This is a genomic window from Aestuariivirga sp. (assembly GCF_046294715.1).
GTDB lineage: Bacteria > Pseudomonadota > Alphaproteobacteria > Rhizobiales > Aestuariivirgaceae > Aestuariivirga.
The window spans coordinates 281,489-296,394 of record NZ_JBKBKI010000001.1; the positions used below are offsets into that span (position 1 = coordinate 281,489).

Genomic DNA, 14,906 nt, shown 5'->3' on the forward strand with positions numbered 1-14,906 from the left:
ATGCCGGTCAGAGAGAACGGAGACCACGTCGTGATGTCTGGCGCGAAGGAAAGGGATGAGCGTCGCCGCCTGCGAGGTCGTGGTCCCTCTCGCGACGCCAGCCGGGCGTGCGACTATCACCGGCTCCGGAATCCATTTGAGCCTGCCGCAGTGTTCTCCGAGGACCGCGTCGCGGCCATTCACGAGTCGGCCTTGCGCGTCCTGGAGGAACTCGGGATCAAAGTCCTGCTTCCCGAGGCGCGGATGATCTACGCAAGAGGCGGCGCAATAGTCGACGATGACTCCCAAATCGTCCGCATCGGTCGTGATGTCATCGGCGCGGCATTGAAGTCGGCCCCACGCTCCATCGATCTGCATTCCGGGGCACCGCTGCGCGATCTGACGCTCACGATAGGGCGCCTCACATTCCAGAGCGGCGCGGGGTCTCCCTATGTCACTGACCTCATTCGCGGTCGCCGCGCTGCGACACTTCGCGACTATCGCGAACTCACGAAACTGACACAGCACTTCGATGTGCTGCACATGTTGAACCCGCTGGTCGAGCCGCAGGATATCCCGATGCACTTGCGGCACTATCACGTGACGGAAGCGCAGCTCACTCTCTCTGACAAGTTTCCCTTCGTATTCTCCCGCGGTACGCCGCAGGTCAGGGACTGCTTCAGAATGATCCAGGATTTTCGCGGCCTATCCACTGCTGAGTTCGAGGCGGCGGCGCACTGCTATACGATCATCAATACCAATTCGCCGCGGCAGCTGGACATACCCATGGCGCAAGGTTTAATCGACTTTGCACGCGCCGGCCAGTTGTCCATCGTCACACCGTTTTGCCTGATGGGCGCAATGGCTCCGATAACTATCGCAGGTGCCTTGACCCTTTCACATGCCGAAGCACTGGCGGCGATTGCGCTGACCCAACTGTCGCGTGCGGGAGCTCCAGTCTGCTATGGAGCATTCGCTTCTAATGTCGATATGAAGTCCGGCGCTCCGGCCTTCGGCACGCCCGAGCAGGTGAAGGCAAACCTTGGCGCCGGCCAGCTTGCGCGACTTCTGGGTTTGCCGTGGCGTTGCGCTGCCGGCTCAGCTGCAAACATGAACGATGCGCAGGCGGCCAACGAAACTCAAATGAGCGCATGGGGAGCGGTATTGGCGGGGGCCACGGTCATCATCCACGGCGCTGGCTGGCTCGAAGGGGGCCTCACCGTTTCCTATGAGAAATTCATCACCGACTTGGAGGTCTTGCAGACCTTCGCAGAACTCTGCACGCCGGTTCCGGCTGAAGAGAGCGACATTGCTCTCGATGCGCTGCGCGAAGTGCCGCCGGGCGGTCACTTCTTCGGCGCAGCTCACACGATGGAGAGATACAAGACGGCATTTTATCAGCCCCTCGTAGCCGACTGGTCGAACTTCGGAACATGGACGGAAAACGGATCGAAGTCCGCCAATGAGCGCGCCACCGGAATATGGCAGTCCATCGTGAACGAGGGAGCCACGATATCAAATTCCGTCGAGCGAGTTGATGCGCTCAGCGAATATATCCAAAAGCGAACACGAGAGGGTGGGGCGCCGCCAGAAAGCTGATCAGCCTACCTGATTTCAGCTGTACGTTATCAACATGGGGAGCGGGCTCAAGAACAACAACATGGCAATGAGTTACTGGGGCCTTGACGAAGGCACCCGATTTGCTCGCCACCGTCAACGGTCTCCCGCTCCATCTGGGGAGAGTCGTGAAGTGATTGGGCCCCCCTCTCGAGCTCATGTTCGACGTCTTGCACCCCGGCCAGAAGCTGCACTTCGCGCCTTACCTGGAACTCCTCGCAAGTGTGCTCTGTCGCGTGGAGGAAGGCAGGCGCCGCCGTGTGCTGATCAACCTTCCGCCCCGGCACATGAAGTCGATCATCACGTCGGTGCTGTTCACGGCATGGTGCCTCGGGCGCAATCCCGCGGCGAAGTTCATCTGCATCTCCTACAGCGACGATCTCGCGCACGATCTCTCCAACCTCACCCGCCGCGTGCTTCGATCGCCACTCTACAGGCTGATCGTCCCGAACGTTCAGCTCGAGAAGTCTGCCGAGGACTACATCCGCACGACGGCCGGTGGGTTTCGGTATGCGACGTCGGTTGGAAGCACCATCACGGGTTTTGGGGCAGACATCATCATCATCGATGATCCGTTGCAGCCGGAAGATATCTTGGCCGAATCTGCGAAGCGGAAGTATCGGTCCTGGCTCGGGAGCTCGGTGCTGACCCGCTTCAACGACCAGAACAAGGGCGCCCTGATCATGGTCATGCATCGGCTGGCACCGGATGATCCTTCAGCCGATTTCGAGGGGGGAGCGGACACCATCCTCAGGTTTCCGCTCATCGCAGAAGCAGACGAAAAGTCTTATGAGTACAAAGGCCGGGTCATCTATCGTCGAAAGGCAGGTGAACTGCTCAATCCCGCCCTGATGAGCGCCGAGACAGTCGACAGGCTGCGGCACATGCTGCCACCGCATGTCTTCGCGTCCCAGTACCAGCAGAGGCCCGTTGTCGGCGGCTCGGGTATGTATTCGGTCGACCAGTGGCCGCGCTATGCCCCTGCCGAGGCGGGGGCTGAGGAAGAACAGGGAGGGTCGCGACGCGGTCTACCTGACGTCCGTGAGGCGCATGAAAATGGAACTCCCCGAAGTCATCGCGTCCATAAAGACCGCTGACAAGCTCGACGATCCGCCCTGATCATCCTGGATGAGCAGGGAGTAGGCCTCGGTGCCAAGCAGCAACTGGTCAGAAACGGCTACAGGCACGTCCTTGGATCGACCGCTACGTCCGAGCCCCTCGAACGGGATGGCGTGCCCAGCATTCGCCCGAGCGCGTCGAAGATCGAGCGTCTCGGAAAGGCCGTACTAGCCATTTCCGACTGACGGGTTCTCATCCCCACCAGCGCTCCCTGGCTCGAGGCCTTCCTTGCAGAAGTCGCGGGATTCCCCAGCATTCCGGACAAGGACCAGGTCGACAGCATGACCCAGGTCGCCGGCAATCTCGATCCGGTCATACGACACGCGCGGAGGCTACAGCGCCGACGATTGTAGCAGGACCTTTTGTGCTCGTTCATGGTTGAGACCCATCAAACTCGTCGTGGAGCATGAGAAGTGACGAGCAAGGCATGGTCCCGCCCGGCAGCGTCGCGGTCCCTCAAGAACGACCGGTACGTAACTATGCCCTGACCGCCCCTACTTCAAGGCAAGCAGGATTGGAGGCTGGTCGGGCCTGATCGAACTATAGACTGTTTTGTCTCACGTGATAGTGGCTCGGCTCGGGCAGGCGGGACGCTGCGCTCCACGCATGGAACGGGGAAAGAAACCTCCCACCTAGCTGATGGGCTGCAAGCATCTGGATTTGTCGACTTCCGAAGCTGCTCTGGGGCTGGATCGCAGTTCGTGCGAGAGACAGACTTCGGGTCGCTCGCTTTAGGAGACAGTCCGGTACCAATGATTTATGTACCCGATCGCCAGATCTCAGCTTCTGCGAATTCACGATCAAGGGATCAGGAGTTTAGTGATTTCCTTGAACTTCTCGATCAGCCATTCCTCTAGTGCACGACCTGGAGCAGATTGTTCTGCCTTGGGCGGGGCGATGAGGTAATAAGGATACGCTGCCGGAACAGACAGAGTGAACGGCTGCACAAGGCTCCCAGCGATGAGATCATCTCCAACAGTTGGGATATCGCCCATGGCCAAGCCATATCCTGAGCGTGCAGCCTGAAGAGATAGGTGAGCGCCGTCAAAGTATACCTGTCTCCGGGCAAGGATGTTCTTCAGCCCAGCAGCCACGAACCAGCGCGACCAGGTTTCGTCGCTGTACTCGTGAAGCAATGTGTGGTCGGCAATGTCCTCTGGCGCCTGAAGCGGGGCACAACCGGCCAGTAATGTTGGACTGCAGACAGGAAAGAACGCCGAGTGCCCCAGGAGCACGACCCTCTTTCCGGGATGCTCCGCGCTACCGTACGCAATTGCGAGATCACATTGGTCCGCTATGGTCGGATGCTGCCAGTACTCAGTGACCACATGAACAGCGATGCTTGAATGTGCGACGAGAAACTCTCCTAGCTTGGGTACCAGCCAATTGGATGCCAAGCCGGGCACGCAGGATATCGTGATCTCACCCTCGAGCTCTCCTGCCCTCAGTGCGCCCGCGGCTCGTGAAAGCCTGTCGAAGGCCGAGTCCACCGCCGACAGCAGTTGCTCCCCTGATGTGGTCAGCGAAATTGGCCTGTGACGACGATCGAAAAGCTGCGTCTTCAGTGCCTCTTCCAGTGCCCTTATCTGATGGGAGACGGCGCCATGCGTGACGCCAAGTTCTTCGGCCGCCCGGACGAGGTTCCTGTGTCTGGCCGCCGCCTCGAATGCTCTCAAGGCATGCAGTGGCAGCCGGCTCCGGTCCAAGGCCATCCAGTTCTCCGATGTTAATTTGTTTCACAGTATGGATCACAATTTCTCGCTTTGCGCTAGAAAAAAACGGTGTGATCATTGCCCATTGATAATTGATTGAACAGTGAGAGGACCGACACATGAACAACATGTCTGCTCCAGCGCGCTGGGGGGTGAATGCGCAGACTGGCGTCCTGACTGACGTCCTGCTCGGCAAGCCGGACCATTTCCGCTGGGTGCCGCTGAATTCGATCTCTGCTGTAACTTTCGCCAATCAGGAGGCGATGGGTTATCACTTCGACAAGCAGAAGGCGATGCGCCAGCACCGGGAAATGGTGGACGTCTATGAAAAGGCTGGCGTCCGCTGCCATTTCGTGGAAGCCGATGAAGGACTTCCATCCAGCGTTTTCACCCGCGACTCCAGCTTCATGACGCCCTGGGGTGCTGTTGTGACCTCGATCCAGACCCCGCCGCGCCGGAGGGACTACGCAGTAGTGTCCGAGTTCTACCACAAGGCAGGCATTCCCATCTGGAAATGGGTGACGGCAGGTCATTTCGAAGGGGGCGATTTCGTCATCCTCAAGGAAGGGGTTGCGCTTCTCGGATGGTCCGGAGACAGGTCAACCAAGGAAGGTGCGGAACAGGTCGCCGGCTGGCTCCGGGAGAAGGACTGGGAGGTTGCGATTGTCCCAATTCCTCCGCAGTTCGTCCACATGGATGCAGTGGTGGTGATGCTGGAGAAGGGCCTCGCACTTGTCTGCGAAGATGCTCTTCCGGCCTATGGACTTGACTACATCAAGAAGAAACACGGCATCGAAATCATACCAGTGGCATATGCCGATTGCGTGAAACTGGGCGGCAATGTCGTGAGCCTTGGTAACCGTCGTGTTCTGTCCATGTCGCACAATGTCAACGTCAACAGGCAGCTGAGAGAAGCCGGCTTCGAGGTGATTGCCGTCGACTATGACATGTTTGCGCTGGGTGGCGGGGGCGTGCATTGCTCATGCCATGAGCTGCACAGGTTGCCGGATTAGGTTTCGAGACCACTTCATGACGGGGTACTGCCGATGACGATTCCGCTCTTTCGCATTAATCGCCGGCAGATGCTCGCCGGTACTGTCGGCCTCGCGGCCGGAGCTGCAGCTGGTGCGCCTTTCGCAGCCACACCTGCCTATGCCTCCACGCCCAAAAGGGGCGGCCAGTTCAGGTTTGCGATCGTCGGAGCGTCGACGGCCGACACGCTGGATCCAGCCACATTCGCGGATATCGCGCCGGGAATGATGAGCTGGAACAGCCGCAGCAACCTCGTTGAGCTTGGTCCTGATCTCAAGCTAAAGCCGGAACTGGCGGAAAGCTGGGAGGGAACGGACGGGGGAAGAAAATGGGTGTTCAGGCTCCGGCAGGGCGTTGAATTCCACAACGGCAAGACCCTTGAGGCCGAGGACGTTCTCTTCTCCCTCAACCATCACTTGAAGCCCGACTCCAAGTCGGCCATCAAGTCGATGCTGGCGGACATCTCGGAGATCAAGGCAGATGGAAAGTTCGGCCTGATCATTACCCTGAAGGAGCCAAACGCAGATTTCCCCTATGTACTGGCGGACTATCACGCGCAGATCGTGCCCCACAACACCACTGATTTTGGAGACGGGGTGGGCACCGGCCCCTATGTGATGAAATCCTTTGAGCCCGGGGTGAGATGGACGGGGAGCCGTAACCCCAACTACTTCAAGGAGGGGCACGGAAACTTCGATGAGGTCGATTGCCGTGCAATTGCGGACTCGACTGCGCGGATGAACGCTCTTCTCGCGGGCGAACTCGACGCCGTGATGTTCGTCGATCTCAAGACATTGAGCATGATCGAAAGTAATCCGTCGGTACGTGTGCTGAAGGTGGCCAGCGGAACGCATATGACGCTGCCGATGAACATGGGACTTCAGCCATTCGACAATCGCGATGTCAGACTTGCGCTTAAATATGCGATTGATCGCGAAGAGATCGTGGAGAAAGTCCTCAATGGCAACGGAGAGGTTGCCAACGATCATCCAATCTCGCCGCTCAGCCCCTACTTCAACTCGGAACTTCCACAGAAGACATTCGATCCTGACAAGGCAAGGTTTCACCTGAAGCAGGCGGGTTTATCGGACATGAAGGTCCCCTTGAGTGCATCGAACATCATTTTGGAAGCCGGGGAGGCGGTTGCGGATCTCTACAGTGCATCAGCCCTGAAGGCAGGAATCACGATCGAGGTGGTGCGCGAGCCCGCCGATGGTTATTGGTCGAACGTTTGGCAGAAGAAACCCTGGTGCCAGAGCTATTTCGGCACAAGACCGACTCCCGACGGAATCTTCTCGCTCGCATACGCTTCGGATGCCCCCTGGAACGAAAGTTTCATCCGGAATGCTGATTTCGACTCCCTTCTCAGGCAGGGCCGCTCCGAACTTGATGAAGCCAAGCGCAAGGCGATCTATGGTGAAATGCAGCGGATCCTGAGTGACGACGGGGGAACCGTAATTCCCTTCTTTGCCTCTTCCATTGATGCGACATCGGACAAGGTTGCCACGGGCGAGGTTTCCGGTAATCTGAACATGGACGGTGGCCGCGCCGCCGATCGGTGGTGGTTCACCTGAGTTGTCATGCGCAAACAGCGACGACCGAGTCGCGGTTGAGCGTGGCAGGATTGCGTTAGCCTCGGAGTTGATCTCCGGTTTTCATGCGATCGACTGAAGCATAGCCGGCGAAAACACAGCAAAGGAAATGCCATGACCTCCTCAACGCATCCCAGGACCTCAGTCATTCGCATTCGTCGCTATCTTGAACTTGACCGGCGCCAGCTTCTCAAGGGAGCACTCTCCGTCGGGGCACTCGGTGTCGTCAGTCCGTTGCACAAGGCAGCATACGCTGCCACAAACCTCAACTACATCGGCTGGGAGGGGTACAATACCTTTCTGGAAGCAGGTGATTTCCCGAAGAGCAAGGGAGCGGAACTCCAGAAGACCTTCATCTCCAGTGCCGACGAAGTGATAACCAAGCTTCGCCTGGGATCAGGTCAGGTCGATATCTGCACGCCGTATTTCATTCATGATGACTTCCTCGCGCGGGAGGGACTTCTGGAGCCACTCGACCTGAACAAGATTCCGAACTTCCAGAAGCTTCATCCCACCATCGTCGAATACACCAAGAACAACATGTCCGAAGGTGACATCTGGTATTCGGTACCAATGACCTATGGTTCGATCTGCATGGTTTACAATGCCGACAAGATCCCCGAGCCGACGTCGTGGACCGACATGCTGAAGGAAGAGTATCAGGGCAAGGTTGCAATAACCTCCGACTATCCGGGCAATCTGTTTGCGTGGGCGCGTGTCGCCGGCGTGGAGCATCCCAACAGGATGACACGGGACGAGCTGAAGAAGGTTGTCGAACTTCTCGTCACGCTCAAGAAGAATCATCTGCGCACCATCGCTCCGAGCTATGGTGACCTCATCAATCTCCTGGCGAGCGGTGAAGTCGTCGTTGCTCAGGGCTGGGAACCAGTAACGGTCTGGGCCGGCGACAAGGTGAAGATAAAGGTGGCGTACCCGAAAGAGAAGAGCATGGGCTTCATCGAAGGCTATGCCATCGGCAAGGGTTCCGCCAACATCGACCTCGCCCATGAGATCATAAACCATGCCCTGTCCCTCGAAGGCCAGCTGGCGGGAGCTGAAGCGAATACCATGCCCGTGGTGACCTCCGAAGCCATGGAGCAGGCGAGCGAGGGCAACAAGGCCCTCTACAACTATGGCAATCTGGACGATTACTTCACCCAGCGGACCATGGTAGTGCCCATGTATCCGCTCGAAGAAGATGGCGATCTCGCCACCTGGGACGAATATCAGGCTGCGTGGGAAACGGTCATCAAGAGTTAGTCTCCCGCACTCCCGGTCATGCGTGGCGACGGCGAGAGTGGAAGGGCAACCTTGTCAGGGGCGCGCGAGGTCATTCTGGACCTGAAGGGCATATCAAAGTCCTTCGGGAAGACAGTCGCTGTTCATCCGGTCGACCTCTCGATCGCAAAAGGGGATTTCTTTGCTCTGCTTGGCCCCTCCGGTTGCGGGAAAACCACGCTCCTCAAGATCATAGGCGGCTTCATCACACCGGATACCGGGACCATACGGATTGAATCCAGGGATGTGACTGCCGATCCGCCCGAGCGGCGAAGGACCAGTCTGGTTTTCCAGGGCTATGGCCTCTTCCCCCACATGACCGTTCGTCAGAACATCGGCTATGGTCTCCGCGTGGCCCGGAGACCTGCTGCTGAGCTGCGCGAGAGGGTTGACGGGATGCTTTCGCTTGTCCAGCTCGAAAGCCAGGCTGACCGACTCCCGCACGAGCTCTCGGGAGGCCAGCAACAGCGCGTCGCGCTGGCAAGGAGCCTGGTGACCGAACCAGCAGTTCTGCTTCTCGACGAGTCCCTCGCCGCTCTTGATCTCAAGCTTCGCAGGGCAATGCAGGAGGAGTTGCGCGCGCTCCACAAGTCCATTGGTGGAACCTTCGTCTTTGTTACCCACGATCAGGGTGAAGCCATGGCGATGGCCAATCGGATTGCCGTGATGAATGAAGGCCGGATCATCCAGGAAGGTGCACCCCACGAGATCTACAATCACCCGCGTTCGACTTTCGTGGCAAGCTTCATAGGAGACGCAAACCTTCTGCAGGGAAGAGTTCGGCAGGGATTCATGGAGATCGATGGGACGTCAGTCCGGGCACCAGCCTCGGGCCCGGAGAGGCGCGTGACGATCGTCGTCAGGCCGCGCTGCCTGAGGATCGGGAGAAGCGGACGACCCTCGCCGGGTGAGGCGCGATTGGTGTGCCGCGTGACCGACGTCGTCTTCATGGGAACATACCACAAGATCGGAATGCGAAGCGAGTCCGGGATCGAACTGGTCGCGCATGTCGCCCCCGAGGAGTGGATTGCCCTCGGAGCTGGACCCGAGGAAGAGGTGGATGTGAGCTGGAACCACTCAGACCAGCAGATCATGGAAGCCGGGCCATGAGACCGAGCATCCGTTCCAGCATCATGCTGCTCCCGGCAATCAGCATATTCATGCTTTTCTTCACCGCTCCGCTTGCATTCTTCTTCGTCGTGAGCTTCTGGCGGCTGAAGTCCTACAGGCTTGTCAGGGAGTTCAGCTTCTCCAACTATCTTGCCACTATCAGCGATTATGGAGAAGCGCTGCTATTTACACTCGTCGTCTCGGCTGCGGTCGCGGCCATCACCACGGTCACCGGCTTTCTCATTGCCTACTTCATTCGCTTCAAGTCAGGCGCGATGGGCCAGGCACTGCTGTTCATCGTCCTTGTGACCCTGTTCGGCGGATATCTCGTGAAGATCTACGCCTGGAAGACGCTGCTGGGAACTCAGGGGATTCTCAACAGCGCTCTCCTGAGCCTGAACGTCGTCGATGAGCCGATTACCTGGTCCCTGTACAGCCCGGTCGCGGTCATGATCACGCTGGTGAACTTCCTCATCCCGTTCGCGGTACTTCCCATCTACGGGTCCCTCCGCAACATCGAGGATACCCCCATCGCAGCTGCCCGGGATCTTGGAGCCGGTCCCTCCAGGGTTCTGTTCGAGATCATTATTCCGCAATGCCGGGCCGGACTGTTTTCGGCCTTCGCCCTCTGCTTCCTAATCACCGCCGGTGACTACGTTACACCGCGCCTTGTAGGCGGGACGAGCACCTTCATGATCGGCAACTTCATCGAAAGTCAGTTCATCAACCGCCTGAATGCGCCACTCGGTGCAGCGATGTCGTTCCTGACGATTGCAGCATCACTCCTGGTTCTCCTCGTCGTCCGCCAAGGCCTCAGGCGCTCCCTGGCAATGAGGTAGAGGTATGGCGTGGAAGGCAGTCAATCAGGGACTGTGGAACGCCTTCGGACTGGCAGTGGCGCTCTTTCTCCTCTCGCCACTCGTCCTAGTCGTTCTGTTCTCGTTCGGCCAGAATGAGCTGGCCACGCTGCCCATCGATGGGCTCACCCTCAGATGGTATGCAGTTCTGTTCGAGAATGCCAACTTCTGGAGCGCTCTCGAGAACAGCCTGATCGTAACGGGCGTGACCGGGATCGTATCGACCATGACCGGCACACTCGCTGCCTTTGCTCTGGCTCGCTGTGCGGACAGGAGCGCGGATACCCTCATGACCCTGCTGTCTCTTCCGGTCATGCTCCCGCCATTGGTGCTTGCCCTGGGGCTCGCCACCCTCTTCTCGACTCTCGGCTGGCATCTTGGACTGCATACGGTGATTCCGAGCCATCTCGTCTTCACGCAACCGTTTGTGATCCTCATCGTCTACGCACGGATGGAGCGGTTCGACTTCAATGTACTCGACAGCGCACGCGATCTCGGAGCCTCGCCCCTCTACAGCTTCGCGACCGTGACCTTGCCACTCACTCGTCCGACCCTGATCGGGGCGGCTTTGATCGCGATGTCGGTGTCCCTGGATGATTTCGTCATCACCTTCTTCACGATCGGCAACGGCATGACCCTTCCGACCCTGGTCTGGGGAATGCTCAGGACATCACTTGATCCGAGCATAAACGCACTTGGAACGCTCATTCTCGTCACGACGATCACGGCGAGCGTCGTCGCCCTCAATCTCACAAGGTATCGTGGCTAGGAGCAGACTGTGCCCAGAACCCCCAGTTTCGACTTCTCCGGACAGACAACGCTGGTGACCGGAGCAAGCCGTGGCATCGGGCTTGCGGTGGCCAGGGCGTTTGCCCTTGCAGGTGCCGATCTGTGGATATTGGCAGAGGACGAGGGTATCGAGAATGCTGCATATTCTCTTGCCGCGGAGTCGGGTCGGCACGTCAATGCACTGCGCTGCGACATCTCGGACAGGAGTTCAGTGGTGTCAGCTCTCGGCCGGATTCCGCAACTCGACATCCTCATCAACAACGCCGGATATCAGCCCCGGACCCCGATGAATCCAGCCGATTCGAGCACCGACGCTGCATTTCGAAGAGTCATCGACGTGAATGTCATGGGAACCTATCACGTCACTCGACTCGCCCTCGACAGGATGAACGACGGTGGGCGCATCATCTTCACGTCATCGATATGGGGCAAGACGGGAGCGGCAGAGTACAGCGGCTATTGTGCTTCAAAGCACGCAACGATCGGGTTCATGCGTGCGCTCGCCCTCGACCTGGGGTCTAGGCAAATCACCGTGAATGCGGTCTGCCCCGGCTGGGTCGAAACGGAGGGGGCAATGTGGACCGTACGCGAGATTGCCGGCCGCCAGCAGGTGAGCGTGCAGGACCTTGTCGCGAGCTATATCGCGGGGCAGCCGCTGCCGGGTATCATGGGTTCAGGCGATCTCGCGGGCATGTATCTGTTTCTCGCTTCCGATGCTGCCAAGGACATTACGGGGCAGGCGATCAATGTGGATCGTGGAATTTTCATGGGGTGATCTGATGCCGAGAGTTGCAGGCAAGGTTGCATTCGTCACCGGAGCGGCCGAGGGAATTGGCTACGCCACGGCTGATCTGCTGGCCGAAGAGGGCGCATTTGTTGTCCTGGCCGACATCAACGAGAGGGCTGGCATCGCGTCAGCGGAACGGATCTCGACGCGCCATGGCGCCAGAGCCACGTTCGTCCGTCTGGATGTCGCGGACGAGGAGAACTGGGCCACGGCCATTGCCAGCACCGTTGCAAGTCACTCGAAGCTCGACATTCTCGTGAACAACGCCGGTATCCAGATGACCCAGCCTCTGGAGGAGATCTCGCTCGCTGACTGGCGCCGCGTCTTTGCGACGAATGCGGAGGGTACGTTCCTTGGAACGCGAACCGCCATCGGGCACATGAAGGTCACGGGCGGAGGAACCATCATCAATGTATCTTCGACATATGCCATGGTGGCCGACGGCTTGAATGCACACTACTGCGCCTCGAAGGCGGCTGTTCGCAATTTCACCAAGGCTGCTGCCCTGTATTGCGCAGACCGCAGTTACAATATTCGGGTCAACTCCGTACATCCGGGCGTAATCCGCACGCCAATGCTGGACCGGGAGATAAGGGATGTGAGTGCGAAGCGTGGGCTCCCGTCCACTGAGACAGTGGAGCGCGAATGGGCACAGATCTGTCCCCTGGGGCTTGGTGAGCCTCGCGACATCGCGGCGGGCATCCTCTATCTCGTGAGTGATGACTCCCGCTACGTGACCGGCTCCGAACTTGTCATCGACGGAGGACACATCATTCGATGAGCAGCTCCAGAACCATCCAAATGGTCGACAACCCCGTGCCGTGGCCGAATGGTGCCCGGTGTGCCCTGGCGATGACTTTCGATATCGACACGGACAGCTTCCTGCACCTCGATCATGGCGAGCGAGTGCCGGACATGGTGTCGACTACGTCATGGCTCCGCTACGACGAGGTTGCCGTTCCGCGCATTCTTCGGATCTTCAAGGCGTTTGGCCTGCACCAGACATTCTTCTTTCCCGCCTGGTGCATGGAGAATTATCCTCATTTGGTGGATGCCATTCTGAAAGACGGGCACGAGATCGCCCATCACGGATATCTTCATGAGAGTCCGAACCTTCTGAGCCGGGAGGAGGAGCTGGCCTGGCTGCAGCGTGGCATCGATGTCATCGTCAGAATGACCGGAAGGCGCCCGAGGGGGTACCGGGCACCGGTGTATAACTTCTCCCGCCACACTGCGGATCTCCTCGCACAGGAGGAGTTCCTCTACGATGCGACACTTATGGCGGACGAAGTGCCGTACCTGATGAAAACGAACGCCGGCCCCCTCATGGAGTTGCCGTCTCATTGGGCCATGGATGACTGGCCGCAGTTCGCTCACAACATCGAGCTACAGTACATGATGACGATCCGAAGCCCTGATGAGGCCTTTGCTGTGTATGAGGCTGAGCTAGAGAGTGCTTGTCGCAACGGGGCACTTTGCGTCGGTGTGTGGCATCCCTGGCTCATGGGCCGACTGGCTCGCGCGGAGCGTCTCGCAGTCTTCATCGAGGGTATACTTAAGAGGGGCGACGTCTGGATTGCTTCCATGGAGGAGATTGCTGGGCATATCATCGAGTGCAAGGCAGCCGGTACTTTCAACCCACGCGAGGTTTCTATGCCATATTATTCCGTAGGCTTACCGCAACCGGATCGTCCAAACCAGACCAAATAGCGCAGTATTTAAGTGCACCCAGAACTCCAATTCTATTCTTCACACAACTAATGAACTTGGAAAGCGAAAGGTGGCACCTGCATGGCGAGGCGATCCGCAGTTGATTTGCCACTGAAGATTTCCTCTCGATTCGTTGAGTGTTCAGCCCAAGCCGATCTGCTACTTTGATATCGAAGACACCTCAGATGCGCCTCGATTCCAAACCTACTTCTTAGATCGTCGCTTTCTCCGCGACCGCTTTCTCGGTTCGGCTTGAGAGGGTGCTTGTGGTGCATGTCGCCCAATTTCCTGTAGAACGGCGTCGAACAGTCGACCTGGAAGCTGCATCTCTTCCAGAGGCAGCGTGATAGCGTAAATGTCCGAGGTGAACGACTCACTGTCCGGTAGCAAAGACCAGAGGTCACCCGATTTCACATCCCTCTCGACCATCGGCTCAGGAAGGAAGCAAATCCCCACCCCAAGGATAGTAAGACGTCTGGCCTCGTCGAGATACTCGGATTGCCCGGTGATGACGCTCCCCAACCCGTGCTCAAGGCGATACCGCCGAATGACATCAGGTTCATCGCCGCCCGTTACGATCAGGCCTTCGCCAGAGAGTTCCGCCGGATTGGCAAAGGTTCTGCCATTGAGCGGGCTAAGATGACCACAGTACAAGCGCACCGACTCGGAATAGAGCAGTGTGTGTCGAAAGCTCACATCCAGGAACCGCGCGGGCGCAATTCCGACATCTGCGGTCTGCTTTTTGAGTCGGCGCGTCACCTCTTCCCAGGGCACAACGTCCACTTCGATCTGGACCTTGGGACAGCGGCGATGGTACTCCGCGATTGCTTGATTTAACTTATCGCTTGTGACGCTGCTGATTGTCGCAATGCGGAGGCTGCCGACGACCTCGCCGGGCAGGTTGGCCAGTCGATTTGGCATGTCACGAACCTTCTGGAACAGGTCCGCACAGAGTTGGGCCACAAGCATGCCTTCGGGCGTAAGGGCAAACCGGTTCGAGGTGCGAGAACAGAGCGGCGCACCAAGATGACCTTCCAGACGCCGGAGGGCGAGGCTGATCGCGGGCTGTTGACGACCAAGTCGTGCCGCAGCGCGGGTGAGATTACCGGCCTGTACGATGGCGTGAAATGTATATAGCAAGTTCCAATCCAGGTTCCGGACGAACTTGTCTTCTATCGCTGGAGTTTGTTTGACCGAACGCATGCTCACTCTGCGCTTGAAAGGCGGGAGAGCGTCCATCTGACCTTCTCCCATTAATCGAGTCAATGACCGCTATTGACGGTTCTCCGATTGGCCCCTGCACTACGCAAGGCGAAAATGCCAG

The 14,906-nt window shown here is 58.3% G+C and carries 13 protein-coding genes; 11 read left to right on the forward strand and 2 right to left on the reverse strand.

Annotated elements, in window-relative coordinates:
* The first annotated feature begins 33 nt into the window (after positions 1–33).
* Both ACK4HL_RS01405 and ACK4HL_RS01410 read left to right on the forward strand, forming a co-directional pair.
* A complete protein-coding gene (locus ACK4HL_RS01405) occupies positions 34–1,578 on the forward strand; it encodes a trimethylamine methyltransferase family protein (protein WP_409755979.1) in 1,545 nt (514 codons plus the stop codon).
* A 305-nt stretch (positions 1,579–1,883) separates the two neighbouring features.
* A complete protein-coding gene (locus ACK4HL_RS01410) occupies positions 1,884–2,693 on the forward strand; it encodes a hypothetical protein (RefSeq protein ID WP_409755982.1) in 810 nt (269 codons plus the stop codon).
* An 822-nt stretch (positions 2,694–3,515) separates the two neighbouring features.
* Here ACK4HL_RS01410 and ACK4HL_RS01415 read toward each other — a convergent pair.
* Positions 3,516–4,427, reverse strand: coding sequence for a LysR substrate-binding domain-containing protein (locus ACK4HL_RS01415; RefSeq protein ID WP_409755985.1), 912 nt, complete (start codon positions 4,425–4,427; stop codon positions 3,516–3,518).
* 119 nt (positions 4,428–4,546) lie between these two features.
* Between ACK4HL_RS01415 and ACK4HL_RS01420 the strand changes: the two genes are divergently transcribed.
* From ACK4HL_RS01420 to ACK4HL_RS01460, 9 genes are all read left to right on the forward strand, one after another.
* Entirely contained in the window at positions 4,547–5,440 is an 894-nt protein-coding gene (locus tag ACK4HL_RS01420) for a dimethylarginine dimethylaminohydrolase family protein (RefSeq protein WP_409755988.1), read from the forward strand.
* Positions 5,441–5,473: 33 nt separating this feature from the next.
* Entirely contained in the window at positions 5,474–7,033 is a 1,560-nt protein-coding gene (locus tag ACK4HL_RS01425; RefSeq protein WP_409755991.1) for an ABC transporter substrate-binding protein, read from the forward strand.
* A 132-nt stretch (positions 7,034–7,165) separates the two neighbouring features.
* Positions 7,166–8,311, forward strand: a complete 1,146-nt coding sequence (locus ACK4HL_RS01430) for a PotD/PotF family extracellular solute-binding protein (RefSeq protein WP_409755994.1) — start codon at positions 7,166–7,168, stop codon at positions 8,309–8,311.
* An 18-nt stretch (positions 8,312–8,329) separates the two neighbouring features.
* Positions 8,330–9,439, forward strand: a complete 1,110-nt coding sequence (locus tag ACK4HL_RS01435) for an ABC transporter ATP-binding protein (RefSeq protein ID WP_409755997.1) — start codon at positions 8,330–8,332, stop codon at positions 9,437–9,439.
* Positions 9,436–10,278: an ABC transporter permease gene (locus ACK4HL_RS01440; RefSeq protein ID WP_409755999.1), complete on the forward strand. Its 843-nt coding sequence runs from the start codon at positions 9,436–9,438 to the stop codon at positions 10,276–10,278. The genes ACK4HL_RS01435 and ACK4HL_RS01440 overlap by 4 nt, the downstream gene beginning before the upstream one ends.
* A 4-nt stretch (positions 10,279–10,282) precedes the next feature.
* Positions 10,283–11,065, forward strand: a complete 783-nt coding sequence (locus ACK4HL_RS01445; RefSeq protein ID WP_409756002.1) for an ABC transporter permease — start codon at positions 10,283–10,285, stop codon at positions 11,063–11,065.
* Between the two features lie 9 nt (positions 11,066–11,074).
* Entirely contained in the window at positions 11,075–11,860 is a 786-nt protein-coding gene (locus tag ACK4HL_RS01450) for an SDR family NAD(P)-dependent oxidoreductase (RefSeq protein WP_409756005.1), read from the forward strand.
* The gene (locus ACK4HL_RS01455) at positions 11,832–12,653 is read left to right on the forward strand and encodes a glucose 1-dehydrogenase (RefSeq protein WP_409756008.1); all 822 of its coding nucleotides are present in this window, start codon (positions 11,832–11,834) and stop codon (positions 12,651–12,653) included. The genes ACK4HL_RS01450 and ACK4HL_RS01455 overlap by 29 nt, the downstream gene beginning before the upstream one ends.
* Entirely contained in the window at positions 12,650–13,582 is a 933-nt protein-coding gene (locus tag ACK4HL_RS01460; RefSeq protein WP_409756011.1) for a polysaccharide deacetylase family protein, read from the forward strand. Before ACK4HL_RS01455 ends, ACK4HL_RS01460 begins: the two co-directional genes overlap by 4 nt.
* Before the next feature lie 204 nt (positions 13,583–13,786).
* Here the strand turns inward: ACK4HL_RS01460 and ACK4HL_RS01465 are convergent, their stop codons facing one another.
* Positions 13,787–14,821, reverse strand: a complete 1,035-nt coding sequence (locus ACK4HL_RS01465; protein WP_409756014.1) for a LysR family transcriptional regulator — start codon at positions 14,819–14,821, stop codon at positions 13,787–13,789.
* Positions 14,822–14,906: the final 85 nt, after the last annotated feature.

Bases quoted from the DNA above. Each gene is read 5' to 3' on its own strand.
- ACK4HL_RS01405 (WP_409755979.1), top strand. From the start codon at position 34: ATGTCTGGCGCGAAGGAAAGGGATGAGCGTCGCCGCCTGCGAGGTCGT.
- ACK4HL_RS01410 (WP_409755982.1), top strand. From the start codon at position 1,884: ATGAAGTCGATCATCACGTCGGTGCTGTTCACGGCATGGTGCCTCGGG.
- ACK4HL_RS01415 (WP_409755985.1), bottom strand. From the start codon at position 4,427: ATGGCCTTGGACCGGAGCCGGCTGCCACTGCATGCCTTGAGAGCATTC.
- ACK4HL_RS01420 (WP_409755988.1), top strand. From the start codon at position 4,547: ATGAACAACATGTCTGCTCCAGCGCGCTGGGGGGTGAATGCGCAGACT.
- ACK4HL_RS01425 (WP_409755991.1), top strand. From the start codon at position 5,474: ATGACGATTCCGCTCTTTCGCATTAATCGCCGGCAGATGCTCGCCGGT.
- ACK4HL_RS01430 (WP_409755994.1), top strand. From the start codon at position 7,166: ATGACCTCCTCAACGCATCCCAGGACCTCAGTCATTCGCATTCGTCGC.
- ACK4HL_RS01435 (WP_409755997.1), top strand. From the start codon at position 8,330: ATGCGTGGCGACGGCGAGAGTGGAAGGGCAACCTTGTCAGGGGCGCGC.
- ACK4HL_RS01440 (WP_409755999.1), top strand. From the start codon at position 9,436: ATGAGACCGAGCATCCGTTCCAGCATCATGCTGCTCCCGGCAATCAGC.
- ACK4HL_RS01445 (WP_409756002.1), top strand. From the start codon at position 10,283: ATGGCGTGGAAGGCAGTCAATCAGGGACTGTGGAACGCCTTCGGACTG.
- ACK4HL_RS01455 (WP_409756008.1), top strand. From the start codon at position 11,832: ATGTGGATCGTGGAATTTTCATGGGGTGATCTGATGCCGAGAGTTGCA.
- ACK4HL_RS01460 (WP_409756011.1), top strand. From the start codon at position 12,650: ATGAGCAGCTCCAGAACCATCCAAATGGTCGACAACCCCGTGCCGTGG.
- ACK4HL_RS01465 (WP_409756014.1), bottom strand. From the start codon at position 14,821: ATGGACGCTCTCCCGCCTTTCAAGCGCAGAGTGAGCATGCGTTCGGTC.